This window comes from Halobaculum sp. P14, assembly GCF_051195155.1.
Taxonomy (GTDB): domain Archaea; phylum Halobacteriota; class Halobacteria; order Halobacteriales; family Haloferacaceae; genus JBNTKA01.
The window spans coordinates 767,132-794,085 of record NZ_JBNTKB010000001.1 but is presented as its reverse complement, the minus strand read 5'-3'; the positions used below and the strand labels follow the sequence as shown (position 1 = coordinate 794,085).

The 26,954-nt window shown below is 70.0% G+C and carries 25 protein-coding genes; 22 read left to right on the top strand and 3 right to left on the bottom strand.

The window, feature by feature from the left end:
* Window positions 1-75: 75 nt before the first annotated feature.
* From ACQUS7_RS04050 to ACQUS7_RS03995, 12 genes are all read left to right on the top strand, one after another.
* A complete protein-coding gene (locus tag ACQUS7_RS04050) occupies window positions 76-2,829 on the top strand; it encodes a heavy metal translocating P-type ATPase (protein WP_435144862.1) in 2,754 nt (917 codons plus the stop codon).
* A 93-nt stretch (window positions 2,830-2,922) separates the two neighbouring features.
* Window positions 2,923-3,255 (top strand): ATP synthase archaeal subunit H, encoded by a 333-nt coding sequence (ahaH, locus tag ACQUS7_RS04045; RefSeq protein WP_435127471.1) that lies wholly within the window; start codon window positions 2,923-2,925, stop codon window positions 3,253-3,255.
* The gene (locus tag ACQUS7_RS04040; protein ID WP_435127472.1) at window positions 3,242-5,509 is read left to right on the top strand and encodes a V-type ATP synthase subunit I; all 2,268 of its coding nucleotides are present in this window, start codon (window positions 3,242-3,244) and stop codon (window positions 5,507-5,509) included. The genes ahaH and ACQUS7_RS04040 overlap by 14 nt, the downstream gene beginning before the upstream one ends.
* Window positions 5,510-5,667: 158 nt before the next feature.
* Window positions 5,668-5,919 (top strand): F0F1 ATP synthase subunit C, encoded by a 252-nt coding sequence (locus tag ACQUS7_RS04035; protein WP_435144858.1) that lies wholly within the window; start codon window positions 5,668-5,670, stop codon window positions 5,917-5,919.
* Between the two features lie 20 nt (window positions 5,920-5,939).
* Window positions 5,940-6,524 (top strand): V-type ATP synthase subunit E, encoded by a 585-nt coding sequence (locus ACQUS7_RS04030; RefSeq protein ID WP_435144855.1) that lies wholly within the window; start codon window positions 5,940-5,942, stop codon window positions 6,522-6,524.
* Window positions 6,517-7,566, top strand: coding sequence for a V-type ATP synthase subunit C (locus tag ACQUS7_RS04025; protein WP_435144852.1), 1,050 nt, complete (start codon window positions 6,517-6,519; stop codon window positions 7,564-7,566). The genes ACQUS7_RS04030 and ACQUS7_RS04025 overlap by 8 nt, the downstream gene beginning before the upstream one ends.
* Window positions 7,563-7,889, top strand: coding sequence for a V-type ATP synthase subunit F (locus ACQUS7_RS04020; RefSeq protein WP_435144849.1), 327 nt, complete (start codon window positions 7,563-7,565; stop codon window positions 7,887-7,889). Before ACQUS7_RS04025 ends, ACQUS7_RS04020 begins: the two co-directional genes overlap by 4 nt.
* A 6-nt stretch (window positions 7,890-7,895) precedes the next feature.
* Complete coding sequence (locus tag ACQUS7_RS04015) at window positions 7,896-9,659, top strand: ATP synthase subunit A (RefSeq protein WP_435144846.1); 1,764 nt, start codon at window positions 7,896-7,898, stop codon at window positions 9,657-9,659.
* A 3-nt stretch (window positions 9,660-9,662) separates the two neighbouring features.
* Complete coding sequence (locus ACQUS7_RS04010) at window positions 9,663-11,093, top strand: ATP synthase subunit B (RefSeq protein WP_435144843.1); 1,431 nt, start codon at window positions 9,663-9,665, stop codon at window positions 11,091-11,093.
* A 246-nt stretch (window positions 11,094-11,339) separates the two neighbouring features.
* Window positions 11,340-12,185 (top strand): lycopene cyclase domain-containing protein, encoded by an 846-nt coding sequence (locus ACQUS7_RS04005; RefSeq protein ID WP_435144840.1) that lies wholly within the window; start codon window positions 11,340-11,342, stop codon window positions 12,183-12,185.
* Between the two features lie 41 nt (window positions 12,186-12,226).
* Window positions 12,227-13,231, top strand: a complete 1,005-nt coding sequence (locus ACQUS7_RS04000; RefSeq protein WP_435144838.1) for a Brp/Blh family beta-carotene 15,15'-dioxygenase — start codon at window positions 12,227-12,229, stop codon at window positions 13,229-13,231.
* 119 nt (window positions 13,232-13,350) lie between these two features.
* Window positions 13,351-14,058, top strand: coding sequence for a V-type ATP synthase subunit D (locus tag ACQUS7_RS03995; RefSeq protein ID WP_435144835.1), 708 nt, complete (start codon window positions 13,351-13,353; stop codon window positions 14,056-14,058).
* A gap of 120 nt (window positions 14,059-14,178) precedes the next feature.
* Here the strand turns inward: ACQUS7_RS03995 and ACQUS7_RS03990 are convergent, their stop codons facing one another.
* Window positions 14,179-15,093, bottom strand: a complete 915-nt coding sequence (locus ACQUS7_RS03990; RefSeq protein ID WP_435144832.1) for a sodium:calcium antiporter — start codon at window positions 15,091-15,093, stop codon at window positions 14,179-14,181.
* A gap of 126 nt (window positions 15,094-15,219) precedes the next feature.
* On the opposite strand from ACQUS7_RS03990, the gene ACQUS7_RS03985 reads away from it, so the two are divergent.
* Window positions 15,220-15,663: a DUF6276 family protein gene (locus ACQUS7_RS03985; RefSeq protein WP_435144829.1), complete on the top strand. Its 444-nt coding sequence runs from the start codon at window positions 15,220-15,222 to the stop codon at window positions 15,661-15,663.
* A gap of 57 nt (window positions 15,664-15,720) precedes the next feature.
* Here ACQUS7_RS03985 and prf1 read toward each other — a convergent pair whose 3' ends face one another.
* Entirely contained in the window at window positions 15,721-16,977 is a 1,257-nt protein-coding gene (gene prf1 / locus ACQUS7_RS03980; protein ID WP_435144826.1) for a peptide chain release factor aRF-1, read from the bottom strand.
* A gap of 110 nt (window positions 16,978-17,087) precedes the next feature.
* On the opposite strand from prf1, the gene ACQUS7_RS03975 reads away from it, so the two are divergent.
* The 3 genes from ACQUS7_RS03975 to ACQUS7_RS03965 all read left to right on the top strand — a co-directional run bounded on the left by ACQUS7_RS03975 (window position 17,088) and on the right by ACQUS7_RS03965 (window position 19,172).
* Window positions 17,088-17,414 (top strand): hypothetical protein, encoded by a 327-nt coding sequence (locus tag ACQUS7_RS03975; protein ID WP_435144823.1) that lies wholly within the window; start codon window positions 17,088-17,090, stop codon window positions 17,412-17,414.
* Window positions 17,415-17,585: 171 nt separating this feature from the next.
* Window positions 17,586-18,950: a P-loop NTPase gene (locus ACQUS7_RS03970; RefSeq protein WP_435144820.1), complete on the top strand. Its 1,365-nt coding sequence runs from the start codon at window positions 17,586-17,588 to the stop codon at window positions 18,948-18,950.
* A gap of 69 nt (window positions 18,951-19,019) precedes the next feature.
* Window positions 19,020-19,172: a hypothetical protein gene (locus tag ACQUS7_RS03965; RefSeq protein ID WP_435127500.1), complete on the top strand. Its 153-nt coding sequence runs from the start codon at window positions 19,020-19,022 to the stop codon at window positions 19,170-19,172.
* Window positions 19,173-19,302: 130 nt separating this feature from the next.
* On the opposite strand, the gene argS is transcribed toward ACQUS7_RS03965, so the two are convergent.
* Entirely contained in the window at window positions 19,303-21,069 is a 1,767-nt protein-coding gene (gene argS / locus ACQUS7_RS03960; protein ID WP_435144817.1) for an arginine--tRNA ligase, read from the bottom strand.
* A gap of 223 nt (window positions 21,070-21,292) precedes the next feature.
* On the opposite strand from argS, the gene ACQUS7_RS03955 reads away from it, so the two are divergent.
* The 6 genes from ACQUS7_RS03955 (at window position 21,293) to ACQUS7_RS03930 (ending at window position 26,902) form a co-directional block, all read left to right on the top strand.
* Window positions 21,293-22,312 (top strand): WD40/YVTN/BNR-like repeat-containing protein, encoded by a 1,020-nt coding sequence (locus ACQUS7_RS03955; RefSeq protein WP_435127504.1) that lies wholly within the window; start codon window positions 21,293-21,295, stop codon window positions 22,310-22,312.
* A 132-nt stretch (window positions 22,313-22,444) separates the two neighbouring features.
* Window positions 22,445-23,476 (top strand): hypothetical protein, encoded by a 1,032-nt coding sequence (locus tag ACQUS7_RS03950; RefSeq protein ID WP_435127506.1) that lies wholly within the window; start codon window positions 22,445-22,447, stop codon window positions 23,474-23,476.
* Between the two features lie 139 nt (window positions 23,477-23,615).
* Window positions 23,616-24,389 (top strand): DUF120 domain-containing protein, encoded by a 774-nt coding sequence (locus ACQUS7_RS03945; protein WP_435144813.1) that lies wholly within the window; start codon window positions 23,616-23,618, stop codon window positions 24,387-24,389.
* On the top strand, window positions 24,386-25,060 hold the full coding sequence (ribB, locus tag ACQUS7_RS03940) for a 3,4-dihydroxy-2-butanone-4-phosphate synthase (RefSeq protein WP_435127510.1): 675 nt from the start codon (window positions 24,386-24,388) through the stop codon (window positions 25,058-25,060). Before ACQUS7_RS03945 ends, ribB begins: the two co-directional genes overlap by 4 nt.
* 129 nt (window positions 25,061-25,189) lie before the next feature.
* Entirely contained in the window at window positions 25,190-25,885 is a 696-nt protein-coding gene (locus tag ACQUS7_RS03935; RefSeq protein ID WP_435144810.1) for a hypothetical protein, read from the top strand.
* An 81-nt stretch (window positions 25,886-25,966) separates the two neighbouring features.
* Window positions 25,967-26,902 carry a branched-chain amino acid transaminase gene (locus tag ACQUS7_RS03930; RefSeq protein WP_435127513.1) on the top strand — a complete coding sequence of 312 codons (936 nt, stop codon included), beginning with the start codon at window positions 25,967-25,969 and terminating at the stop codon, window positions 26,900-26,902.
* Window positions 26,903-26,954: the final 52 nt, after the last annotated feature.

The window sequence follows — 26,954 nt, the reverse complement described above, 5'->3', positions numbered from 1 at the left end:
GTTAGTAAGGATAGTTACTAGCGCCCGGGTTTCTAACAGCGGAATTAATAACCGTTCGTCGGCTAGCGTCGGGTAGTGAGCGACGAATCGAACGACGCGGCCGGCGACCCCGGCGCCGCCGCCGCCGCACACGACGACGGCGACGGACACAGCCACGGCGACGACGGCGGCGAAACCGCCGGGGCGCCGGACGCCGAGCCTGCTCTCGACGCGGACCGCGACGGCGACGCGGCCGTCCAGCTGTCGGTGCCGGGGATGGACTGCCCGTCCTGCGCGGAGAAGGTGGAGCGGAGCGTCCGGACGCTCGACGACGTCGACGCGGTCGACCCGGCGGTGGCGACCGGGACGCTGACGGTGACGTTCGCCGACGGCGGCGCCGACCGCGACACCGTCGCCGAGCGCGTCGAGGCCGCGGGCTACGACGTCGAGGACGCGGACGCCGGAACCGTGACGCTGTCGGTGCCCGAGATGGACTGCGCCTCCTGCGCCGGGAAGGTCGAACACGCCCTCGGCGACGTCGACGGCGTCACCGGCTACGAGACGCGGCCGACCAGCGGCACCGCCGTCGTGACGTTCGACCCGGACGCGGCCACGCTGGACGACGTCGTCGACGCCGTCGAGGCCGCCGGCTACGACGTCGTCAGCACGTCGATGGACGGCGGCGGCGACGCGGCGGCCGACCGCGGCAGCGTCTGGCGGAGCGACCGCGCCGTCAAGACCGCAGTGGCGGGCGTGTTCACCGTCGGCGGCTTCGCGCTCGCGAGCCCGTTCGGCGGCTTCGGCGGGCCGTCGGTGACGCTCGCCGGCCGCGAAGTGCTCGTCGGCGACCTGCTGTACCTCGCGGCGACCGCGACCGCCGGCGCCGACGTGTTCCGGAACGGCTACTACTCGCTGCGGCAGCGCAGCCTCGACATCGACCTGCTGATGACCATCGCCATCGTCGGCGCCGTCGTCTCCAGCGTCGTCTTCGCCGAGGCGCTGTACTTCGAGGCGGCGACGCTCGCCGTCCTGTTCAGCGTCTCCGAACTGCTCGAACGGTACTCGATGGACCGCGCGCGGAACTCGCTGCGCGAACTCATGGACCTCTCGCCGGACGAAGCGACGGTCGTCCGCGACGGCGAGGAGCTGACCGTGCCGGCCGACGAGGTCGGCGTCGGCGAGGTCGTCGCGGTCCGCCCCGGCGACCGCGTGCCGCGCGACGGCGTCGTCCGCGACGGCACCAGCGCCGTGAACCAGGCGCCCGTCACCGGCGAGTCCGTCCCGGTCGACAAGACCGTCGGCGACGAGGTGTTCGCCGGCACCATCAATGAGGGCGGCTACCTCGAAGTCGAGGTGACCAGCGAGGCCGGCGAGGACACCATCTCCCGCGTCATCGACCTCGTCGAGAGCGCCGAAGCCGAACGCACCGAACGCGAACAGTTCGTCGACCGATTCTCGTCGTACTACACGCCGGTCGTCGTCGCGTTCGCGGTGCTGGTCGCCGTCGTCCCGCCGCTCGCGGTCGGCGCGAGCTGGGAGACGCACGTCGTCTACGGCCTGACGCTGCTCGTCCTGGCGTGCCCGTGCGCGTTCGTCATCTCGACGCCGGTCACGGTCGTCTCCGGCGTCACCAGCGCCGCCCGGAACGGCGTCCTCGTGAAGGGCGGCCGGTACCTCGAAGCGATGGGCGACGTCGACGCGGTCGCGTTCGACAAGACGGGGACGCTCACCGCCGGCGAACTCAGCGTCACCGACGTCGTCCCGCTCGGCGACAGCACCGCCGAGGACGTGCTGCGCTGCGCCCGCGGCGTCGAACTCCGGTCGGAACACCCCATCGGCGACGCCATCGTGGAGCACGCCGACGACGTCGGCGTCGCCGACCCCGACGTCGAGGCGTTCGAGGGGCTCACCGGGAAGGGCGTGACGGCGTCGCTCGACGGCACCACCCACTACGCCGGCAAACCCGGCCTGTTCACCGAACTCGGCTTCGACCTCTCGCACGTCCACGCCGCCACCGACGGCGGCGTCGTCACGCAGACCAGCCGCGCGCTCTGCGAACGGAACAACTGCCTCGACCTGCTGTCGGACACCGTCCCGAAGCTCCAGTCGGAGGGGAAGACAGTGGTGCTCGTCGGCACCGAAGACCGCCTTGAAGGGCTCGTCGCCGTCGCGGACACCGTCCGCCCGGAGGCCACCCGGACCGTCGCGGCGCTCCGAGAGAACGGCCTCCACACCGTGATGCTCACCGGCGACAACGACCGGACCGCGCGCGCCGTCGGCGACGAGGTCGGCGTCGACGAGGTGCGCGCCGAACTGCTCCCCGAGGACAAGGTCGCGGCCGTCGAGGACCTGCTCGACGAGCACGGCGACGTCGCGATGGTCGGCGACGGCATCAACGACGCGCCGGCGCTCGCCACCGCGTCGGTCGGCGTCGCGATGGGCGCCGCCGGCACCGACACGGCGCTCGAAACTGCGGACGTCGCGCTGCTCGCCGACGACCTCTCGAAGCTCCCGTACCTGTACGACCTCGCGCACGCCGCCAACGGCGTCATCCGGCAGAACGTCTGGAGCAGCCTCGCGGCGAAGGCCGCGCTCGCCGTCTCCGTGCCGTTCGGCCTCGTCCCCATCTGGGCGGCGGTGCTGGTCGGCGACGCCGGCATGACCGTCGGCGTCACCGGGAACGCGATGCGGCTCGCCCGCATCTCGCCCGCCGAACCCGAGCCGGACGCCGACCTCGCAGCCGCGGAACCCAGAGCGGAAGACGCCGCGGCCGAGCCGGACGCCGCGGCCGCTGCGGGCGCTGAGGCCGCCGAAGCGGACGCGGAGCCCCCGGAGCCGGCCGACGCGTAAGCGGCGCCGACTGTTCTCCCGGCTGGCTCGTTCGCCGGCGGTTTCCGCAAACACCTTATACGCAGGTGGCACAACCACGAACCGACGAATACCATGCCGAGACCCGAAGTTCTCGAACGCGTCAAAGAGGCCGAAGCCGAGGCTGAACAGATCGTCGCCGAGGCCGAGGCCGACCGCGAGGAACGCATCTCGGAGGCCAGGTCGAAGGCGGACGAGATCGTTTCCGAAGCGGAAGCCGAAGCGGACGAACTCGAGGCCGAGCGGCTGGAGGACGCCCGCGAGGAGATCGAATCGGAGCGTGAACAAATCCTGGAGAACGGCCGCCGCGAACGCGCCGAACTCGTCGAGGACGCCCGCGACCGCATCGACGAGGCCGTCGAGTTCGCGGTCGAGCAGTTCGAGGAGGCGGTGAATGCTCAGGCCTGAGCGGATGAGCAAGGTGTCGGTGACGGGCTCGCAGCGCTACCTGCAGCAAGTCATCGAGGCCGTCCACGACCTGAACCTCCTGCACGTCACCGAGTACGACGGCGCGTGGGAGGGGTTCCAACAGGGGTCGCCGATCGAAGGCGCCGAGGGCGCCGCGGACAAGCTCGTGACGGTCCGCGCGCTGAAATCCACGCTCGGCATCGAGGACGACGAGGCAGGGCCGTCCCGCATCGTCACCGAGGAGGCGCTCGACGAGGAGCTCGAAGACATCCGCACCCGGGTCAACGCGCTCGACGACGAACGCGACGACCTGCAGTCGTCGCTCCGGAGCGTCGAGGAGCGAATCGACGAACTCGAACCGTTCGTCGACCTCGGCATCGACCTCGACCTGCTGTCCGGCTACGACCACCTGCAGGTCGCCGTCGGCGAGGGCGACCCGGAAGCCATCGAGCGGGCCGTCGTCGGCGCGACCGACCTCGGCGAGTACGACGTGTTCGAGGGCGACAGCGACACCGTCGCCGTGTTCGCGCGGCCCGAGCCCGGCGCAGACGAGAGCGCGCTCGACGACGCGCTCGTCAGCGCGGAGTTCACGGCGCTGTCGGTCCCTGACGTCGACGCCGACCACACGACGCCGAAGGAGTACCTGCGCAGCCTCGAAGCCGAGCGGCAGGAGCTCGAATCCGACATCGCGGAGGTCGAAGACGAACTCGAGGCCGTCAAACACGACACGGCCGGCTTCCTGCTCGCCGCCGAGGAGACGCTCGCCATCGAGGTGCAGAAGACCGAGGCGCCGCTCGACTTCGCGACGACGAAGAACGCGTTCGTCGCCGAGGGCTGGATTCCGACCGAGCGCTACACCGAGTTCGCCTCGACGATTCAGGACGCCGTCGGCAACCACGCCGAAATCGAGGAGCTCGAACGCGCCGCGTTCGGCGCCGACGGCGAGGTCCAGCTCCGCGAGGAGGTGCCGCCGTCGGTCGCCGACGCCGGCCCCGACGCGGACGCGGACGCAGCGGACGACGACGCGGACGCGAAGCGCGCCGTCGCGGACGGCTCCGGCGCCGCCGTCGTGATGCGCGACGACGAGCCGCCGGTCGTGCAGGACAACGCCGGCATCGTCTCGCCGTTCGAACTGCTGGTGCAGGCGGTCGGCCGCCCGAAGTACACCGAGTTCGACCCGACCGTCATCCTATTCTTGACGTTCCCGGCGTTCTTCGGGTTCATGATCGGCGACTTCGGCTACGGGCTGCTGTACACCGCCATCGGGGCGTACCTGTACACGAGCTTCGAGTCGAAGGCGTTCCGGTCGATGGGCGGCGTCACGATCGCGGCCGGCCTGTTCACGATGCTGTTCGGCGTGCTGTACGGCGAAGTGTTCGGGCTGCACCTCATCTCGACGTACGTCTGGGAGGGCATGCTCCACATGCACGGCCCGCCGATTCACAAGGGCCTCCAGCCCGCGGACATCTACTGGGCGCAGGCGTGGATCGTCGTGTCGACGCTGGTCGCGCTCTTCCACCTCGACATCGGCTACGTCTTCGGGTTCCTCGAGGAGCTCGAGTTCCACGGCTGGACGGCGGCGCTCACCGAGAAGGGGTCGTGGCTGCTCGGCATGAACGGCCTCTGGCTGTTCGTGTTCAGCCGCGTCGCCAAGGACATGAAGCCGGCGTTCATCTTCTCCGTCTTCGACGGCTCGGGCGCCGCGCCCGAGGCCACCGGCGAGTACGCCTCCGCGGCGTTCGCGCTCGGGTTCAACGGCTTCTCGCCGACGGTCGGCTACGTCGGTCTCGGCCTGTTCGTGCTCGGTGCGCTCCTGCTCGTCATCGGCGCGCCGGCCGAGATTCTCGAGATCTTCGACGTGCTGGTGAACGTGCTGAGCTACACCCGTATCGCCGCGGTGCTGCTCGCGAAGGCGGGGATGGCGTTCGTCGTCAACCTCCTGTTCTTCGGCGCGTACCAGACCCACGGCGAGTTCCACTTCATGCTGAGCCACGGGCCGGACCACTACATCGCCGAGTACGGACAGGAGGCCATCATGTTCGGCGGCCTCGTCCACGGCGGCGCCGCGTCCGTCCTCGGCGGACTCGTCATCCTGGTCGTCGGGCACCTGCTGGTGCTCGCGCTCGGCGTGACCTCCGCCGGTCTGCAGGCCGTCCGCCTCGAGTACTACGAGTTCTTCTCGAAGTTCTTCGACGGCGGCGGCACCGAGTACGTCCCGTTCGGGATGGAGCGGCAGTTCACCACCGAGGAGTGAGTTAACTTCTCGACACGTTTTTCTCGCCGCGGACCGAGAGTCGGAGGTGTCTACCCCCCGGATTCGGGGGCCTCGGTCGATTTCTTTGGGAAGCTTTATGCCCACTGTGGAACCAACGTCGCACTGTCCGGAGACTGGCAATCAGCAATCCGAAAACCATGATTGAATCCACTACCGACCTGGCCAACGTTGTACTGCAGAACAGTTCCCCCGCTCTTCTTAACGACGGCGCCGCAGCGATCGCCGTCGGCCTCGCGGCGCTCGCCGCCGGCTACGCGGAGCGCGGCATCGGCTCCGCAGCGGTCGGAGCCGTCGCCGAAGACGAGGATCTGTTCGTCACGGGCCTGATCTTCACGGTCCTGCCGGAGACCCTCGTCATTCTCGCGCTGGTCACCATCTTCCTGGTGTAACCCCGCCTTCTCCTTTCACAATGAGTTTGGACACAGTCGTCGAAGACATCCGGGAGGAAGCCCGCGCGCGTGCGGAAAACATCCGCGAGGAGGGCGACGAACGCGCGGCGGAGATCGTCGACGACGCTGAGGAGGAAGCGGAGCGCATCGTCGAACAGCGCGAGCAGCAGGTGGAACGCGAAATCGAACAGGAGCGCGAACAGACGCTGTCGAGCGCGAAGCTCGAAGCGAAACAGGAGCGGCTCGAAGCGCGACGCGACGTGCTCGAGGAGGTCCGGGAGGCGACCGAAGACGCCATCGCCGACATCGACGGCGACCGGCGAGCGGAGCTGACCCGGACGCTGGTCGACGCCGCGGCCGCCGAGTTCGAAGACAAGGCCTCCGTCTCGGTGTACTGCCGCGAGGACGACCAGGAGCTGGTCGAAGACGTCATCGAGTCGTACGACGGCTGGTCCGTCGCCGGCACCACGGACTGCCTCGGCGGCGTCGTCGTCGAGAGCGAAACGTCGCGGCTCCGCGTGAACAACACGTTCGACTCGCTGCTCGAGGACGTCTGGGAGGACAGCCTCAAGGAGCTGAGTGACCGACTGTTCACCGATGAGTAACACCGCCGGTACGTCGAACCACGAGTACGTCACCGCCCGCATCAGCTCGCGGCGCGGCGCGCTGTACGACGCAGACGACTACCGGAAGCTCATTCGGATGAGTCCCGCCGAGATCGCGCGGTTCATGGAGGATTCGGCGTACGCCGAGGAAGTGAACGCGCTCGGCTCGCGGTTCTCCGGCGTCGACCTCATCGAGTACGCGCTGAACCGGAACCTCGCCGCCCAGTTCGAGGACATCCTCGACTGGTCTGAGGGGAAGCTGTACGACCGCGTCGCCCGCTACCTGCGGAAGTTCGACGCGTGGAACGTCAAGACGGTGCTGCGCGGCCTCTACTCCGACACGGAGCGCGAGTCGGTGGAAGCCGACCTCATCCGCGCCGGCGAGTTCGACGACCGCCGCATCAAGCGGCTGCTGGACGCGAACACCATCGAGGAGGCGATCGAAGTCCTCTCGGACACCGTGTTCGGGGACGCGCTCGAGGCGGCCTACGAGGACTACGAGTCGTCGGGCGTGCTCGTCCCGCTCGAGAACGCCGTCGACCGGTCGTACTACGAGCTCCTCTCCACGGACGACCTCCGCGGGGAGGCGCTCTCGGAGTACCGCGAGTTCCTCGAAGCGGAGATCGACTTCCGGAACGCGATCAACGGGCTGCGGCTCGCGCGGTCGGGGACCGACATCGACCCCGCCGAGTACTACATCGACGGCGGCGTCCTGTTCTCGGCCGAGCAGCTCCGCGCGCTCGCACAGAACCCGGAGGAGCTCGTCCAGCACATCCGCGATAGCCGGTACGGCGACGAGCTCTCGTCGGCGCTGACGGAGCTTCAGGAGGCGGACAGCCTCGTCGCGTTCGAGCACGCGCTGGAGGCAGCGCTGCTCGAGTACGCGGACACGCTCGGCCACATCCACCCGCTGTCGGTGACGGCCGTCGTGTCGTACATCCTGGAGAAGGAGCGCGAAGTCGACAACATCCGCGCTATCGCTCGCGGCAAGGAAGCCGGCCTCGAGCCGGACGAAATCGAGCAGGAGCTGGTGGTGCTATGAGTCAGGAAATCGCAGTCGTCGGCAGCCCCGAGTTCACGACCGGTTTCCGTCTCGCCGGCGTCCGCAAAGTCGAGTCCGTCCCGGACGACCAGAAGGACGACGAACTCGACGACGCCGTCGAACGCGCGCTCGGCGACGACGACATCGGTATCGTCGTGATGCTCGACGACGACCTCGACTACCTCTCCCGGCAGGTCCGGCAGTCCGCTCAGGGGAGCGTCGAACCCGTGCTGGTCACGCTCGGCGGCGGCGCCGGCAGCGGCCTGCGCGAACAGATCAAACGCGCCATCGGAATCGACCTGATGGCGGAGGACGAAGACTAACAAATCATGAGTCAAGCGACAGAACCCGACACGACCGAAGACACTGGACGCATCAACAGCGTGAGTGGTCCGGTCGTGACGGCCGTCGATCTCGACGCCCGGATGAACGACGTCGTCTACGTCGGCGACGAAGGCCTGATGGGCGAGGTCATCGAGATCGAAGGCGGCGTCACGACCATTCAGGTGTACGAGGAGACGTCCGGGGTCGGCCCGGGCGAACCCGTCGAGAACACCGGCGAGCCGCTCACCGTCGACCTCGGCCCCGGCATGCTGGACGCCATCTACGACGGCGTGCAGCGGCCGCTCGACGTGCTCGAAGACAAGATGGACAGCGCGTTCCTCGACCGCGGGGTCGACGCGCCCGGCATCGACCTGGAGAAGGAGTGGGAGTTCACTCCGGAGGTCGAAGAAGGCGACGCGGTCGAACCCGGTGACGTCGTCGGCGTCGTCCCGGAGACGGTCACCATCGACCACAAGGTCATGGTGCCGCCGGACTTCGAGGGCGGCGTCGTCGAAAGCACCAGCGCCGGCGAGTTCACGGTCGAAGACCCGGTCGTGACGCTGGAGAACGGCGAGGAGATCACGATGCGGCAGGAGTGGCCGGTCCGCGAGAAGCGGCCGACCGTCGAAAAGCGGACGCCGCGGACGCCGCTCGTCTCCGGTCAGCGCATCCTCGACGGCCTGTTCCCCATCGCGAAAGGCGGGACGGCCGCGATTCCGGGGCCGTTCGGCTCCGGGAAGACCGTCACGCAGCACAGCCTCGCGAAGTTCGCCGACGCCGACATCATCATCTACGTCGGCTGCGGCGAACGCGGCAACGAGATGACCGAGGTCATCGAGGACTTCCCGGAGCTGGAAGACCCGAAGACGGGCAACCCGCTGATGGCCCGCACCTCGCTCATCGCGAACACGTCGAACATGCCGGTCGCGGCGCGCGAATCCTGCGTGTACACCGGCATCACCATCGCGGAGTACTACCGCGACATGGGGTACGACGTCGCGCTGATGGCCGACTCCACCTCGCGGTGGGCGGAGGCGATGCGCGAGATCTCCTCGCGGCTCGAGGAGATGCCCGGCGAAGAGGGGTACCCGGCGTACCTCGCCGCGCGGCTCGCGGAGTTCTACGAGCGCGCCGGCTACTTCGAGAACATCAACGGCAGCGAGGGCTCGGTCTCCGTCATCGGCGCGGTGTCGCCGCCCGGCGGCGACTTCTCCGAGCCGGTCACGCAGAACACGCTGCGTATCGTGAAGACGTTCTGGGCGCTCGACGCCGACCTCGCCGAACGCCGGCACTTCCCGGCGATCAACTGGAACGAGTCGTACTCGCTGTACAAAGAGCAGCTCGACCCGTGGTTCGAGGACAACGTCGCGGAGGACTGGCCGGAGAAGCGCCAGTGGGCCGTCGACGTGCTCGACGAGGAGAGCGAACTGCAGGAGATCGTTCAGCTCGTCGGGAAGGACGCGCTGCCGGAGGACCAGCAGCTCACGCTGGAAGTCGCGCGCTACCTGCGTGAGGGCTACCTCCAGCAGAACGCGTTCATCGACGTCGACATGTACTGCCCGCCGGAGAAGACGTACGCGATTCTGGAAACCATCCAGACGTTCAACGACGAGGCGTTCGACGCGCTCGACGCCGGCGTCCCCGTCGAGGACATCACCGGAATCGACGCGGCGCCGAAGCTCAACCGCATCTCCACCCAGGAGGACTGGGAGGAGTACGTCGAGGAGCTTCAGACCGAAATCGCCGAGCAGCTCCGCTCGCTCTACTGAACCATGAAAGAGTACGAAACCATCACGGAAATCAGCGGCCCGCTGGTGTACGCCGAGGTCGACGAGCCCGTCGGATACGACGAGATCGTCGAAATCGAGACGCCGGGCGGCGAGACGAAGCGCGGGCAGGTCCTCGAATCCGAGGAGGGCGTCGTCGCCATCCAGGTGTTCGAGGGAACCACCGGCATCGACCGGAACGCGTCCGTCCGCTTCCTGGGCGAGACGCTGAAGATGCCCGTCACCGAGGACCTCCTCGGGCGGGTGCTCGACGGCTCCGGCCAGCCCATCGACGGCGGCCCGGAGATCATCCCGGACGAGCGGCGCGACATCGTCGGCGCCGCCATCAACCCGGTGTCGCGTGAGTACCCCGAGGAGTTCATCCAGACCGGCGTGTCGTCCATCGACGGCATGAACACGCTGGTCCGCGGCCAGAAGCTCCCCATCTTCTCCGCCTCGGGCCTCCCGCACAACGACCTGGCGCTGCAGATCGCGCGGCAGGCGACGGTGCCGGAGGAGGGCGGCGAGGACGACGACGGCTCCGAGTTCGCCGTCATCTTCGGCGCCATGGGCATCACGCAGGAGGAGGCGAACGAGTTCATGGACGACTTCGAGCGCACCGGCGCGCTCGAACGCTCGGTCGTCTTCATGAACCTCGCGGACGACCCGGCCGTCGAGCGGACGGTGACGCCGCGGCTCGCGCTCACCACCGCCGAGTACCTGGCGTTCGAGAAGGACTACCACGTGCTCGTCGTCCTCACGGACATGACGAACTACTGCGAGGCGCTCCGCGAAATCGGCGCAGCTCGCGAGGAAGTCCCGGGTCGCCGCGGCTACCCCGGCTACATGTACACGGACCTGGCGCAGCTGTACGAACGCGCCGGCCGCATCAAGGGCGAGGACGGGTCGGTGACGCAGATTCCGATCCTGACGATGCCGGGCGACGACGACACCCACCCCATCCCTGACCTCACCGGCTACATCACGGAGGGGCAGATCATGATGGACCGCGACCTGAACAGTCAGGGCGTCCAGCCGCCGGTCGACGTGCTGCCGAGCCTGTCGCGGCTCATGGACGACGGCATCGGCGAGGGCCTCACCCGCGAGGACCACGCCGACGTCTCCGACCAGATGTACGCGGCGTACGCGGAAGGTGAGGACCTCCGCGACCTCGTGAACATCGTCGGCCGCGAAGCGCTCTCCGAACGCGACAACAAGTACCTCGACTTCGCCGACCAGTTCGAGGCCGAGTTCGTCGACCAGGGCTTCGACACGAACCGCTCCATCGACGAAACCCTCGAAATCGGCTGGGACCTCCTGTCGACGCTCCCGAAGACGGAGCTCAACCGCATCGACGAGGACCTCATCGAGGAGCACTACCGCGAGGACGCCGCCGCCGAGGGCGACGAGACCGCCGAAGAGGTCTCCGCCGACTGACGGCGCGGCGACCAAACCCACGCGGCCCGCGGATTCTCCCGATTTTCCATCGCTCGACAGGGCTCTGTATCCGTCACGTCGCCGCCGGGAGCGGCATCGCCGTCGACGGCGGCACGCGACTCCGTTCTCGGCGTCGATAACCGCGGGCGGGGCCTTATCAGCCACCGGCGGCACCGCCCGATAAGACGGCGACGCCGCCGGCCGAGTGGTGTTTCCCGGCCGGTTCGCGTCGCCGCGGAGTCACCGATGCCGTTCGAACCGACCTACCTGGAGTTCCACGCGCTGTTCGTGCTGCCGCCGGTGGTGGCGCTCGCGTGGCGCTGGCACCGCCGTCGGCGGGACGGTGCGCGGCGCCCCGGTCAGCGAGCGGTCCCCGACGGCGGACGGGCGGCCGCTGGCCGACTCGTCCGCGCCGATTTCGGCCTCGACGCGCTCGGGCTGCTCGCGATTCTGTTCGCTGCCGTCGTCTACACGGTCCCGTGGGACAACGCGCTCATCGCGGTCGGCGTCTGGACGTACGGCCCGGGCCGGGTCGCCGCGACGCTGTGGCACGCCCCCGTCGGCGAGTACCTGTTCTTCCTCGCGCAGCCGACACTGACCGCGCTGTTCCTCGCGGCGCTCCCCCGCGAGTGGTCGCGGACGGCGGAGCGGACGCGGGTGGCGTCGCCGCGTCGCCTCCGGGTGGCGGCCGTCGGCCTCGCGGCGGCGATTGGCGCGGCGGGCGTGGCGGCGCTCGCGTCGCCGCCGACGCTGTATCTCGGCGCGATTCTCGCGTGGGCCGCGCCGGTGTTCGCGCTGCAGTGGGCGGTCGGGGCGCCCGCGCTGGTGGCGCGTCGACGGCTCGTCGCGACCGCGGTCTGCGTTCCGACACTCTATCTCTGTGTCGCTGACCGCGTCGCCATCGACGCCGGCATCTGGTCGCTGTCGCCGACGTGGACGACCGGGCGCTCCGTCTTCGGCCTGCCTGTCGAGGAGGCGCTGTTCTTCCTCGTCACGAACCTGTTCGTCGTGCAGGGACTCGTGCTGTACCGCTGGGTGACCGAAACCGGCGCGGCCGACGAACTTCGCCGGACGGTTCGGTCGTGGCGGTGACTCGCCCGGCGTTTTTCGCCGCGGTCGCGGCGGAGACCGGGGTGGACCGGCTTCCGTGGGGCGACCGGCTGGTCCTGTTCGGGTTCCTCGCGGTCGTCGCTGCGGTGGTCGCAGCCCCGCCGCTTCCGCCCGCCGTCCGGGTCGCGCCGCTCGTCGTCAGCGCGGTCGTCCTCGGCCTTCCGCACGGCGCGGTCGACCCGGTGATTCCGTGGCGGGCCGCCGACCGGTGGTCGCTTCCGGCCGCCGCGGCCGGCGTCGGCGCGGTGTACCTCGTCGCGGGCGGCGCCTACGCGCTGCTGTGGTTCGCCGCTCCGGTGCCGGCGGCGCTGACGTTTCTCGCGCTGACGTGGCTGCACTGGGGGGCCGGCGACGTCGCGGCGCTGCGAGCGCGGCGTTCGGACTACCCCGCGTCGCGTCGCCACCGCGTGTTGACCGGGGCGGTCCGCGGCGGCCTCCCGATGGTCGTGCCGCTGGTCTCGTCCCCGGAGACGTACCGCCGGGTCGTCGAGTCGTGGGTGGCGCTGTTCGGCGCGGACGGCGCGGTCGCGCTCGCCGCGCTCACGGCGTTCGAGACGCGGCTCCTCGCCGGTGCCGCGCTCGCGGCGCTGACGACCGCGTCCCTCGCCGTCGGCTACCGGGCGACCGGCGGAGGGCCGGGCTGGCGCGCGGACGCCGCGGAGACGACGTGTCTCTGGCTGTTCTTCCTTGCCGTCCCGCCGCTGCTCGCCGTCGGGCTGTACTTCTGTCTCTGGCACTCGCTGCGGCACGTGCGGCGCGTCCAGGCGCTGCCGGCGTTCGGGCCGGCCGCCGGAAGCGGCAGTCGCTCCGGCGCCGCAGCGGGGCGGGCGGCGCTGCGGTTCGTCCGCGACGCCGCGCCGCTCACCGTCGCCGCGCTCGCGCTGCTGGCCGCCGCGTGGGTCGTCGTCCCCGACTCGCCGACGACCGTCGGCGGCGCGGTGGCGCTGTACCTCGTGGTCGTCGCCGCGCTGACGCTGCCGCACACGCTGGTCGTCGCGTGGCTCGACAGGGTGCAGGCGGTCTGGTGAGCGGCCGCCGGCGACGGCCGGCGACCGCGGCGTCCGACCGGCTGGCCGCCGGTTCGCGCCGGCCGAGCCGCGGAAACTAACAACTATTATCCTGCTCCGGACGGAATCGCCTCCCAAGAATGGCCGAGGACGTCAAACCGACCCGGAAGAACCTGATGGAGATCGAAGACCGCATCGAGCTCTCCGAGCGCGGCCACGACACCCTCGAACAGAAGCGCGACGGCCTCATCATGGAGTTCATGGACATCCTCGACCAGGCGCAGGACGTCCGCTCCGAACTCGAAACGAACTACGAGGAGGCCCAAGACACCATCAACAAGGCGCGCGCCATGGAGGGCGACGTCGCCGTCCGCGGCGCCGCCGCGGCGCTGAAAGAGCACCCCGAAATCACGACGCAGTCGAAGAACATCATGGGCGTTGTCGTCCCGCAGATCGAGTCCTCGAAGGTGAAGAAGGACCTCGACGAGCGCGGCTACGGCCTCCTCGGCTCGTCGGCCCGCATCGACGAGGCGGCCGACGCCTACGAGGAGCTGCTCGAGTCCATCATCCTCGCCGCGGAGGTCGAGACGGCGATGAAGAAGATGCTCACCGAAATCGAGACGACGAAGCGCCGCGTCAACGCCCTGGAGTTCAAGCTGCTCCCCGAACTGAAGGAGAACCAGGAGTTCATCGAGCAGAAGCTCGAAGAGCAGGAGCGCGAGGAGATCTTCCGGCTGAAGAAGATCAAGGCGAAGAAAGAAGAGGAGGAGGAAGCGGAGGCCGTCGCGGAGGCTGAAGCCGTCCCGGCCGCCGAAACCGAAGCCGGTATCGTCGAGACGTCCGACTGACGCCGCAGCGCCGCGCGTCCTGGTCCGGTTCGTTCTGTTCCGGTTCTCTCCGTCCGTTTCTGTCTGATTCGTTTCTCGGTTCGGTTTCCGCCGGCTCCGTCCGTCGCGGTTCCGGGTTCGTCACCGGATGAGGAACGTCGGCACGTACAGCAGCAGACACAGCGTCGCGTCGCGCCACCGGACGGTTCGCTGCCGGTAGAGAACGGCGAGCACCGCGACCGACGCGGCGAGCATGTACGCTGTCGACACCACCGCGGTGTCGGGCTGTTCGACGACGATTCCGTCGACGGCGGCGCCGACGCCGAGCGAGAACAGCGGGTCGGTGATGTTGCTGCCGAGCAGCGTGCCGACGGCGACGGACTCCTCGCTGCGCCGGACGGCGAGCAGCGCGATGGCGATCTCCGGCGCCGTGGTGCCGAGGCCGGTGACGACGCCGAGCAGGTACCACGGGACGCCGACTGCGACGGCGACGCCGCGGGCGCCGGTGACGAGCAGGTGGCCGCCGGCGACGACCATCGACAGGCCGACGACGAGCCACGCGACGGTCCGCGGGCCGCGGTCGGCGGTGTGGCGTTCGACCATCGACTGGTAGTCGTCGTGTTCGTAGCCGACCGCGAGGAACGCGGCGTAGCCGGCCGCCATGAGGACGCCCTCCAGGCGAGTGACGACGCCGGAGCGGACGGCGAGCAGCATCGCGGCCATCGCGAGCACCATCTCGGCGCCGTACAGCCGCGTCTTCTCGCGCGGCACCGTCAGCGTCCCGGCGAGCGCGACGACGCCGATGCCGAGCGTTATCTGGGAGGTCGCCGAGCCGACGATGTGCGAGACGACGAAGCCGCCGGTGTCGTAGGCGGCGCCGTACACCGACGTCGCGATCTCCGGGATGGAGCTGCCGACGGCGACGACCGTGACGCCGATGAAGAACGTGGAGACGCCGGCGTGCCGCGCAAGCGACGTCGCGCTCGCGACGATTCGGTTGCTGCCGTACACCAACAGCACCAGGCCGACGACGAGCGCGCCGAAGTCGAACAGCATCCGAACGGGCCGTGGTTCAGCCGCGGCACGGTAAACAGGTTCGGCCCGGCAGGCCCGTTCGGCCCGGCCGCGGATTCCCGGCGGCGACGGGGCACGCTTTAGCCGTCGGCGGCCCGACCGACCCGTGTGAGCACGACCTGCGATTCGTGCGGCGCCGACGCGGTGACGTTCCGAGTGCCGGCGGCGCTCCGCGAACACGCCCCCGAGGACGCCGCAGTCGCCGCCGTCTGCACCGAGTGTCTCGACGTCGCCGCGGCACCGAGCGCCGACGCCGACGCGGAACCGGACGTCGACCCGGACGCGGAGGCGGACGCCGAGCCGTCGCCGTTCCGCCGCGTCGCCGAGGCGTTCCCGAGCGGCCGCGGCGGCGTGGCGTTCGCGCTGCTGCTCGGCGCGCTGCCGTCGCTCGCGCTCCGGAAACAGTCCGTCCGCGCGCTCCGTGACGAGGCCGAACGCGCCGGCGTCGACGTGTCGCTAACGCTCCGCCGGCTTGCGGAGTCGTCGTCGGTGACGCCCGTGTTCGACGTCGACCGTCGCCGTCGGCAGTTCGAGTCGCTGCTGGAGCAGTGATCCGGCCCGGCGGAGGCGGCGACGAGAGAAGCGTCGGTGTCGGCGTCGAAGGTGTGGTTAGACGCCGGTTTCGTACCGGAGGATGCCGGCGATGCCGCCGAAGGCGTCCATGAGCTGTTCGCCCTTCTCGAAGTCGGTGGAGATGAACTTGGTTTCGGTGCCGCGCTGTTCGGCGATGTCGATGAGGTGTTCGACGACGTCCTCGCGCTCGCCGGGCTCGGCCTCCTCGCCGCAGGTCGTACAGGTGTGTTCGGGGACGTCGTGGCGTCGCTCTACGATTTCGAACTCGTCGTGGTCGTTCGGGCAGGTGTACGCGACGACGTCGTGGTGGAGGTCCTCGGAGAGCAGCAGCCGCTCCACCGATCCCATCATGAGGTTCTGCCGGGTCTCGTCGAAGCCGTAGGTGGCCTGCTCGCCGGTGTGGAGCTTCTCGAAGAACTCCTCCATCTGCCGTTTGTCCTTGACGACCTCCTGGTCCGCGAGCACCTCCTGGGCGGCGTCGACGATGTCGTACAGGCCGGACTCGTCGGTGTAGGCGATGTCGAACTTCCCGAGCACCTTGTCCTGCAGTTCGTGGTGGAGGTAGTCGCCGTCGAGGAACTCGTCTTTCGTCGGGGACGGCCCGCCGACGAGGATGCCGTCGAGGTTGTGCCGCTCGGGCACCATCAGGTCGTTCGCCATCTCCGCGACCTCCTGATAGAAGTTGTCGATGGCTTCGAGCCGCAGCCGCGCGAACCGCTGGGCGGACTGGCCGCCTTTCCGCTGCTTCCCGGGGACGAGCGACGACGCCGACTTGACGGGCTCGACGCGCTTCCCCTTCAGCCAGCCGACGTTCGCTTCCCGCCGGTCGAGGACGATGAGGCCGAACAGCCCCTTGTCGCTCATCATCTCCTCGAGCGGCTCGGTGAGGAAGTCCGAGTCGCAGTGGTACCGGAACGACTGCACCGGCTCCGGCGGCGACTCCAGCACCCGCGTCACCATGTCCGTCTGGCCGCCGCCGGCGTTGACGGCGCCGGAGAAGATGACGATGCCGTTGTCGGGCGGGTAGGTGTCGTAGTAGCGGAGCCGGTCTTTGATGCTGGTGAGCGCGTCCTGGACGTTCGTCCGGGTCTGCTTGGACTTGATGTTGGACGCCTCGCTGTGCTCTTGGGTGACGTGGGCCACCACGTCGGAAATCTGCTTGTCCTCGGGAATGTAGATGGTGACGAGCTGAGTCCCCGACCCCTCGAACTCGTCGAGTTCGTCGAGTACCTTCCGGAACTCGTACTTCCGGCGGTCCTCGCTCGGCTGTCCATCGTCCGCGTCGCTGCTCATTACGTCACAGTTCGCCGGCCTGCGTGTAAGTACCTGTTGAATAACACGGTCGTCGCCGCCCGGCGAGAAACACGACACCGATTTAACGTTACTACAGTAACATGTCTGCCGTGCCAGACGACCGGATCTCGGACGACGAACAGCGCGGCGACGACGGACTGCTACCGGACGCGCTCCGGAGCGTGAACCCGGACGACCACCCCGACGAGCCGTCGCCGGCGACGCTCGACGCGCTCATCGACGCCATCGCCGCAGACGCCGACACCGACACCGTCCGCGAACGCGCCGCCCGGCTCCGCCGTGCCCTCCGCGCCAGCACCGACGTCGACGCCGGGCAGGAAAACGCCGGAGACGGCCAGGAAAACGCCGGAGACGCTCCCGGTGACGGGGCCGGCGGCCCGACCGGCGAACGGGACGGCGGGCGCGACGACGAGTAGGCCGGCTGGAGGCGAGCCGCGTCGGGTAATCACACCCGAGGTGTCGGGCCGTCGCCCGGAACCGTTCGGGTGCGTCCGCGGCGACGACGCCGGTTTCGGCCGCTCCGATTCCCTCGGACGCTCGTTCGGGGAACCAAGTTTATAACGCCACCCCACCGTATCAACCGTAAAATGCCGAAACTCTACGCCATCGCGAGCGCGAAGGGCGGCGTCGGGAAGACGACGACCGCCGCCAACCTCGCGGCGACGCTCGCAGCGGCGGGCTACGACACCGTCGCGGTCGACGGCGACCTGGGCGGCGCGAACCTCGCGGCGGCGCTCGGCGTCGACGTGGACGACGACGACCCGACGCTGCACGACGTACTCGCGGGGAAGGCGGACCCGGCGGCGGCGACCTACGAGGGGCCGCACGGCCTCGCCGTCGTCCCCGGCAGCAGTTCGCTCGACGCCTTCCGGAAGGCCGACCCGTCCCGGCTGAAGGAGGTCCTGACCGCAATCACGAGCGCCGAGTACGTCGTCGTCGACACCGCCGCCGGGCTCTCACACGAGTCCGCGCTGCCGCTGTCGCTCGCGGACGGCGTCCTCCTGGTGTCGACGCCGACGCGGGACGCGCTCACGGACACCGCGAAGACCCGCGACCTCACCGACCGGCTCGGCGGCACCGTCGCGGGCGTCGCGCTCACCCACGCCGACTCGGACGCCGACGCCGGGTCGCTCGACGTGCCGGTGCTCGGCACGATTCCCGAGGACGACGCGGTCGCCGAGGCCATCGACGCCGGCGAGCCGCTGGCGACGTACGCGCCCGGCAGCGACGCCGCGGCCGCCTACCGGTCGCTCGCGTCGTCGCTCACCGGCGAACCGATCCGGCCGCCGCTCGCCGAGGTCGACGACTCCACCACCGCCGCGGACGTCGCCGTCGACGTCCCCGCCGACGAGGACCGAGCCGAAGCGCCCGAAGCCGAAGCCGAGGCTGAATCGGAGTCCGTGGCTGAATCCGAGGCCGAAGCCGAGGCTGAATCGGAGTCCGTGGCTGAATCCGAGGCCGAAGCCGAGGCTGAATCGGAGTCCGTGGCTGAATCCGAGGCCGAAGCCGAGGCTGAATCGGAGTCCGTGGCTGAATCCGAGGCCGAAGCCGAGGCTGAATCGGAGTCCGTGGCTGAATCCGAGGCCGAAGCCGAGGCTGAATCGGAGTCCGTGGCTGAATCCGAGGCCGAAGCCGGGTCCGAGCCGGCGGCGTCGGAGCCGTCGCCGGAGCTGGACGAGGACGACGCGGTCATCATCGACGACGAGGCGGAGGAGGACGACGCGGGCGCGGCGGCGCGGACGACGGTGCTCGGCGAGGAGGAGTTCGCCGCGGTCCGCGACGACGCCGTCACCGTCGAGGACGCCGAGTCCGGCGAGTCCGCGGAGCTCGGCGACGACGTCATCCCGTTCGCCGAGCAGAGCCGCGACCGCGCCGAGGCGGCGACCGGAGACGAAGAGGAGGACGAGGGCGACGACGACAGCGGCGGCTTCCTCGGCCGGCTGTTCCGGTAGCGCTCGGGTCGGTCGGTCGCGAGCGCCGGAACCGGGACTTTCTTCTTGACGGCACGACCTCTCTCGGACATGAGTCAAGTCGAGTCCCGGGACAGTTCCGTGCCGCTGTGGTGGATTCTGGTCTTCCTCGTGCTCGCGCTCGGACTGGGCGCGTACGCGATCAACGTCGTCGGCGGCTCGCTCGTCACGCCGCCGCCGGGGCTGCTCCCCGTCCTGGTCTGAGTCGGCGGCGAAACGGCCGGTGGCGTCGCCGCTGGAGACGACGCCGGTGGAAGTGAGGTCGGAACTAATCTCTGGGAAAACGGCTTCTGCGGGGTCGACGCGCGCGCCGAGCGGTGGCTGTCCGGCGCGGCTACATCGACTCCGGCGCGGCGACGCCGAGCACGTCGAGCGCGTTCGCGACCGTGTTGCGGGCGGCGGCGACGAGCGCAAGCCGGGCGTCGCGGGTCCGGCCGTCCTCGGCGCTCAACACCGGGCACTCGCGGTAGAAGGCGTTGAACGTCTCCGCGAACTCGCGGGTGTAGGTGGCGACGCGGTGCGGTTCGAGGTCGTCGGCGGCGCCTTCGATGACGGCGGGGAGCCGCGCGGTGACGCGCAGCAGGTCGCGCGCCTCCTGCGACTGGAGCGCGTCCGGGTCGACGTCGAGGCGGTCCGGCTCGAGCCCCTCGGCGGCGGCCTCGTCGACGATGCCGCAGCAGCGCGCGTGGACGTACTGGACGTACGGCGCGGACTGCGCCTCGAAGTCGAGCGCGTGCTCCCACTCGAACGTGATGCTCTTGGTCGGCTGCTTCGAGACGATGTCGTACCGGACCGCGCCGACGCCGACCTGTTCGGCGATGCGCTCGACGTCAGACTCGTCGAGGTCGTCGTCGCGGATGCGGTCCTCCATCCGGGTTTCGACCTCGTCGCGGGCGCGCGAGACGGCCTCGTCGAGCAGGTCGTCGAGGTCGACGCCTGTGCCCTCGCGGGTGCTCATCCCCTCGCCGCCGGGGAGGTTCACCCACGAGTAGAACATCGAGGTGAGCCGGTCGGTGTCGTTGCCGAGGACGTCGAGGGCGGCTTCCAGCTGGCTGGCGTGCAGCCGCTGGTCCTCGCCGAGCACCGTGACGGCGCGGTCGAAGTTGTCGAACTTCCACTCGTGGTGTGCGAGGTCGCGGGTCGTGTACAGCGTCGTGCCGTCGGACCGCAGGAACACGAACTCCTTGTCGATGCCCCACTCCTCCAGGTCGAGCACCCACGCCCCGTCGTCGAGTTCGGCGTGGTCGCTCGCTTTCAGCTCCGCGACGATTTCGTCGGCCGAGCCGTCCCGGATGAACCGCGTCTCCTTCACGAACTCGTCGAACTCGGCGGGGAGCCGCGACAGCGTCTCCCGCATCCCGGCCAGCACCGCGTCGACGACTTCGCTGACGCGCTCGAACGTCTCCTCGTCGCCGGATTCGAGCCCCTGCATGATGGACTCGATTTCGGCTTCCGCCTCCGCGACCGCCTCCTCCGGGCCGTCTTCGAGGAACGCGTTCCCCTTCCGGTAGTACCGGACGAGGTCGTAGTCGGGCTTGTCGCGCTCCGGGTCGGGCAGGTCGGACTCGTCGAACGTCTCGTACGCCCACGTGAACACCGCCATCTGCCGGCCGGCGTCGTTGACGTAGTAGTGCCGTTCGACGTCGTAGCCGGCGTACTCCAGCGCGTTCGCGACGGCGTCGCCGATGATGGGGTTGCGGGCGCGGCCGACGTGAACCGGGCCGGTCGGGTTCGCCGAGGTGTGTTCGACGACGACCGACTCCTCCTTCGGCGGGAGCGCACCGTAGTCGTCGCTCCGGGCCGCTTCGAGCGTGTCCGCGAGGTACGCCTCGCCCGTGAAGAAGTTGAGGTACGGGCCGCTGGTGTCGACGTCCACGAGGTAGTCGGTGCCGTCGACGTCCACCTCGTCGGCGACCTCCGCGGCGACCTGCGCCGGCGGGGCGCCCGCCTCGTCGGCGAGCCTGAACGCGACGCTCGACGCCAGCGTCGCCGCCACGTCGCCCGGAGGCTCCTCGATGCCGAGGTCGTCCGTCGGGTAGTCGAGGTCGGCGAGCGCGTCCGTCAGCGCCGCCTCGACGGCCGACCGGAACTGTCTGAACATGCCGAACGGTTCCGCGGCCCGCGATAAAGGGGTTTCCGAACGGCGCGACGAGCCACGCCCGCCAGCGGCGAGCCATGTCTGCCAGCGACGAGCGACGCCGGACAGGCGCCACCGCCCGAGCGCGACTGACGGCGAATCGTCGACGCGAACGAATATTTCATGGATAAAAGCAAGAATTTCGGCCACTATACTTTTGGAATGAACACGCGTATCGGTCCGGTAGATGCCGCGGGGAACGTCGAGGCGCGGAGTGCTGCGGGCGGCTGCGGCCAGCGTCGGCGTCGCCGCCGGACTGTTCGCCGGGTCGGACGACGCCGCGGCGCGGAGCATCACCGACGTCACCGTGCGGCGCCGCGGCGCGGCCAACGGCTGGCGCGCCGTCGACTCCCCGACGTCGAAGCCGCTGTACGCCGTGGAGGCGGCTGCGGACGGCGCGTACGCCTGCGGCGACAGCGGCGTGCTGCTCCGGCGCGGCGCCGACGGCTGGGCGGTCCTCGACGGCGACGGGCCGCGCGGGAAGAACAAGACGCTGTACGGGCTCGGGGTCACCGACGACGGCGGCGGCGTCTGGTCCGTCGGCGCGTCCGGCACGGTCGGCGAGTACCGCGTCGACGCCGGCACCGCGCGCGACCACTCGACGCCGAACGGGTACGCGTCGACGCTCACCGCGGTCGACGTCGTCGGCGCCGTCGGCGACGAGCGGGTGTACGCGGCGAGCGGGTCGGGCGAACTGCTGTGCGGCGTCCGCGGCGACGACGGCTCGCTGACGTGGACCGTCCTCGACACGGGCGGCGCGACCACCGTGAACGGCGTCGACTTCCACACGCGCGACGCCGGCCGCGTCGTCACCACCGCGGCCCGCGTCTTCGAGACGACCGACGGCGGCGACTCCTGGACGCAGGTCGGCATCGCCGACGCGCAGAACTCCATGAACGCCGTCGTGAGCGGCCCGGACCGCATCTACGCCGGCGGCGGCAACGGCCGCGTCTGGCGGCAGGACTGCACCTGCCGGCTGTGGACGCCGACGAAGCCGGCCGCGAAGTCGTTCCTCGCGCTCGAACGCGACGGCCGGTACCTGCTCGGCGCGGGCGAGTCCGGCTACGTCTACGAGCGGACCGGCGAGGAGGCGGCGTGGACCAACACCGTCGTCGGCGCGGGCTCCGACCTCCACGGCTGCGTCATCGGGTCCGGTGGCGACCCGGACGTCGTCGTGGGAAACGGGGGCGAGATATTCGAGCGGTGACGGGCGGGGCCGCGACCCCGGCTTCTCGGACGGCCGCTGACGCTGCACGAACAGCCACGCGAACTTATTTTCATATACTCATTGGCCAAAATTACTTTGGGTGGACGCGGTGTCTGGTGGGCTGTTGGGACGATGTCTGAGAGCGCACACACGCGGCGGACGGTGCTCAGGGCGACGGGCGGGCTCGCGGCGGCGGCCGCCGGGGCACCCGCGGTCGTCGGCACCGCGCGCGCCGTGACGGACACGGGGTGGTACGAGGCGACGTCACCGACGTCGAAGACGCTGTACTCGACGGTGATGTCGAACGAGGGGCCGATGGCCTGCGGGCAGGACGGGAACGTCCTGAAGTGGACCGACTACGGCACCTGGAAAGTCGTCGTCGAGAACGGGCCGGCGACCCGGGCGAACACGCTGCGCGCGATGGCGACGACCGACGACGGCAAGCGGGTGTGGTTCGTCGGCGGCTCCGGCGTCATCGGCGCGTACGACAACGTCTCCGGGCTCAAGTACAACTACTCCGCGCCGAAGGGGAAGACGTCGACGTGGGAGGCCGTCGCCGTCACGGGCACCCGCGAGAACGAGACCATCTACGCGGCCAACGGCTCCGGCGAGGTGCTGAAGGGGACGACGAACGACGAGGGCTGCGTCGAGTGGGGGTCGGTCGCGAAGCCCGGGAGCGGCTCGAAACTGGCCGCCATCGACGTCCACAGCAGCAAGCCGCAGACCGTCCGCGCCGTCGACACCTCCTCGAACGCGTTCGAGACCGAAGACGGCGGGTCGACGTGGACCGACGTCGGCATCCCGAACTCGCAAGTGCCGCTGTACGACGTCATCAGCTACAAGACCGACTCCGGCCAGCAGCGGGCGTACGTGTCGGGCGGCGGCGGGAAGATATACCGGCTGGACTGCAACTGCAACCTCTGGACGCCGACCGACGTCGGCAGCGCGACGCTGAACGGCGTCACCCGCTCGGCGAACGACGACGTCGCGACGGTCGGTTCGAGCGGCGTCGCCTACGAGAAGGTGTACGGCGAGGAGTGGGCGCAGATGGAGACGCCCATCGACTCGGACCTCCGCGAGATGGCGTACGGCGAGAACGGCACGTACCCGGACGTCGCCGTCGGCGCCTCCGGCAAGATACTCGAACGGAAGCAGCGCGCCTGAACCGACGCCTTTTCACGCGGCCGCCGCGCAGAACCGACACAGCGACGTGAGCCGTCACGGCTGCGTGACGCTCCATCACGATTCTGGGATGCTTCCCGAATCCGTTACACTTTTGCGTGGCTGGCGCCGACTACCGGTAATGGCAGCAAGCGCTTCGACCGTCGGCCACGACGAGCTGGCGGCGCTGAAGGCGGTCGCGCTCCGCGGCGCGCTCCGCGAACCCGTGAAAGTCTCCTGCGCCGCGCTCGGCGACCGGCTGGACGCGTCGAGCCAGACCGCCTCCCGGCGGCTCCAGCGGCTCGACGGCGCCGACCTCATCGACCGCGACGTCGTCAGCGACGGCCAGTGGGTGTCCGTCACCGACGCCGGCGAACGGCGGCTCCACGCCGAGTACGCCGACTACCGCCGCCTGTTCGAGGGCGACGACGGCCTGACGCTCACCGGCACCGTCACCTCCGGGATGGGCGAGGGGCGCCACTACATCCAGCTCGACGGCTACCACGCGCAGTTCGTCGACCGGCTCGGCTACGAGCCGTTCCCCGGGACGCTCAACGTCGAACTCTCGGAGGGGTCCGTGCGCGCCCGCGCCGGCCTCGACGCCGTCGACGGCATCCCCATCGACGGCTGGGAGGACGACGAGCGGACGTTCGGGCCGGCGACGTGCTACGCCGCCACCGTCTCCGTCGACGACGCGGAGTTCGAGCCGACGCACGTCATCGTCCCGGAGCGCACCCACCACGACGAGGACAAAGCGGAGGTCATCGCGCCGGCGAAGCTCCGCGACGAACTCGGACTCGACGACGGCGACGAGGTCACGGTCCACGTCGAGGACGCCGCGGCCGACACCGTCGAGGCCGCCGAGGCGGCCGGCGTCCCCACCGAATCCGCGGCGGCCGACGCGGGGGAACAGTGAGCCGACAGGCGCCGCGGCTCGACCGCGCGGTCGCCGCGTTCCGCGCCGGCGACCCGGTGCTCGTCCACGACTTCGACGACCGCGAGGGCGAAACCGACATCGTCTACCCCGCCGACGCGGTGACGCCGCGCGACGTCGCCCGGATGCGGAACGACGCCGGCGGCCTCGTCTGCGTCGCCGTCGCGGGCCACGTCGCCGACGCCGTCGATCTGCCGTTCATGGAGGACGCCATCTCCCACCCGGTCGCCGGCGACCACGAACTCGCGTACGACGACCGGTCGTCGTTCTCGCTGCCCGTGAACCACCGCGACACCTTCACCGGCATCACCGACGACGACCGCGCCCGCACCATCACGGAGCTCTCGTCGATGGCGGACGCCGTCGACGCCGGCGTCGACTACGGCCCCGCGGAGTTCGCCGACGAGTTCCGCGCGCCCGGCCACGTCCACGTGCTCCGCGGCGCCGCCGACGGCCTCGCCGACCGCGTCGGCCACACCGAACTCGGCCTCGCGCTCGCCGACGAAGCGGACCGGCCGCCGGCCGCCGTGGTGTGCGAGATGCTCGACGACGAGACCGGCGGCGCGCTCAGCCCCGCCGACGCCCGCACCTACGCCGACCGCCACGACGTCCCGTACGTCGAAGGCGAACAGCTAGTCGACGCGCTGCGGTAACGCACCCCTGCTCTCGCGTCGTCGCCGACCGTTTCTCGTCGTCGCCGCCAGCCGCTCCGCCGTCGTCGCCGCCGACGCCGAGCGTCGGCACCGAAACAGGCAAGCCGAACGAGCAGCCACTCGGCGGACGTGACCGACACCACGCCCGCTCCGCCGGAGTCGCCGGCGCGGTCTGCGGACGCCTCGGCCGACACCGTCGACGCGGCGGTCCGACGGCTGGCCGCCGCCGGCCCGTGGCTGTTCGTCGCCGCCTCGGCGCTGTCCGCGGTCGCCTTCCTGACGAATCCGGTGCCGGACCCGTCGTTCCCGTGGGCGACGCTGCCGGCGTCGCTCCGGCTCCCGTACCGGCAGCCGCGCATCGAACACTGGCCCGTGACGTACACGCTCGGCATCTGGCTGTACGTCGCGTCCGCACCGGCGCTCGTCCTGACCGGGTACGAACGCTTCGCGAGCCGACGCGGCAGCGGCGACGCTGACGCCGGCGTCGGGGTCGGCTCGGCGTCGACGTGGCTCGTGGTGGTGCCGGCGGCGACGATGCTGGCGTTCACGACGTACTGCCGGTTCTTCTGGCCGAAGCTCCACCCGCCGACGTGGAACGCGCCGTCGTACACGTTCGTCTGCTGGGCGTACTGCTCGTCGTACGTCCCGGCGTGGAGCAACGCGGCGTACGCGGTGGCGCTGCTCGGGGTCGTCGCCGCCGCGCTCGCCGTCCGCGGGTCGTCGCGGGCGCGGTTCGCGGAGGCGGCGTTCGGCGTCCTTGCGTTGCCGCTCGGGCTGCCGGCGCTGTACGACGCCTACCGCCGCCGGCGCGCCGCGTCCGAGTAGTTCGTCGGCGCGCACCGGGGACGTGCGGCCCGGCGTGCCGATTCTCGTGAATTTAAGTCGTGACGGCGCGACCCTCACTCCATGACCGCGTTCGAGGAGATGGCGGAGGACGGCGTCATCTGGCAGAACGGCGAGTTCGTCGACTGGGACGACGCGACCACGCACGTCCTGACGCACGGGCTGCACTACGGCACCGGCGTCTTCGAGGGCGTCCGGGCGTACGACACGCAGAACGGGACCGCGGTGTTCCGCTGGGAGGAGCACCTCGACCGGCTGTTCGCGTCCACGAAGCCGTACGACATGGAGATCGACTACAGCCGCGAGGAGCTCACCGAGGCGACGATGGACGTCGTCCGGCGCAACGACCTCGACTCGGCGTACATCCGCCCCATCGCCTTCTACGGCTACCACAGCCTCGGCGTCTCCCCCGGCGACTGCCCGACCGACGTCGCCATCGCCGCGTGGCCGTGGGGCGCCTACCTCGGCGACGAGGCGCTCGAAAACGGCGTCAAAGTCATGGTGTCGTCGTGGCGGAAACACGCCTCCAGCCAGATTCCGACGAACGCCAAGACGACCGGGCTGTACGTCAACAGCATGCTCGCCGGCGAGGAGGCCCGCCGGAACGGCTTCGTCGAAGCCATCGTCCTGAACAAGGAGGGGAACGTCGCGGAGGGCCCCGGCGAGAACATCTTCCTGGTGCGCGACGGCGAACTGTACACGCCCGGGCTCGCCGAGTCCATCCTCGACGGCATCACCCGCGACACCGTCATCACGCTCGCCCGCGAGCGCGGCTACACGGTCCACGACGACGCCACAATCTCCCGCGGCGAACTCCACACCGCCGACGAACTGTTCTTCACCGGCTCCGCCGCCGAAGTCACGCCCATCCGGCAGGTCGACAACGTCGAAATCGGCTCCGGCACCCGCGGCCCCGTCACCGAAGAACTCCAGCAGGCGTTCTTCGACCTCGTCGAACGCGAAACCGACGACCACGACGACTGGTTCACCTACGTCTGACGCCGACCCGCCCGGGATTCCCGTATTTTCGGCGCTTTCCGTATTTTCGGCG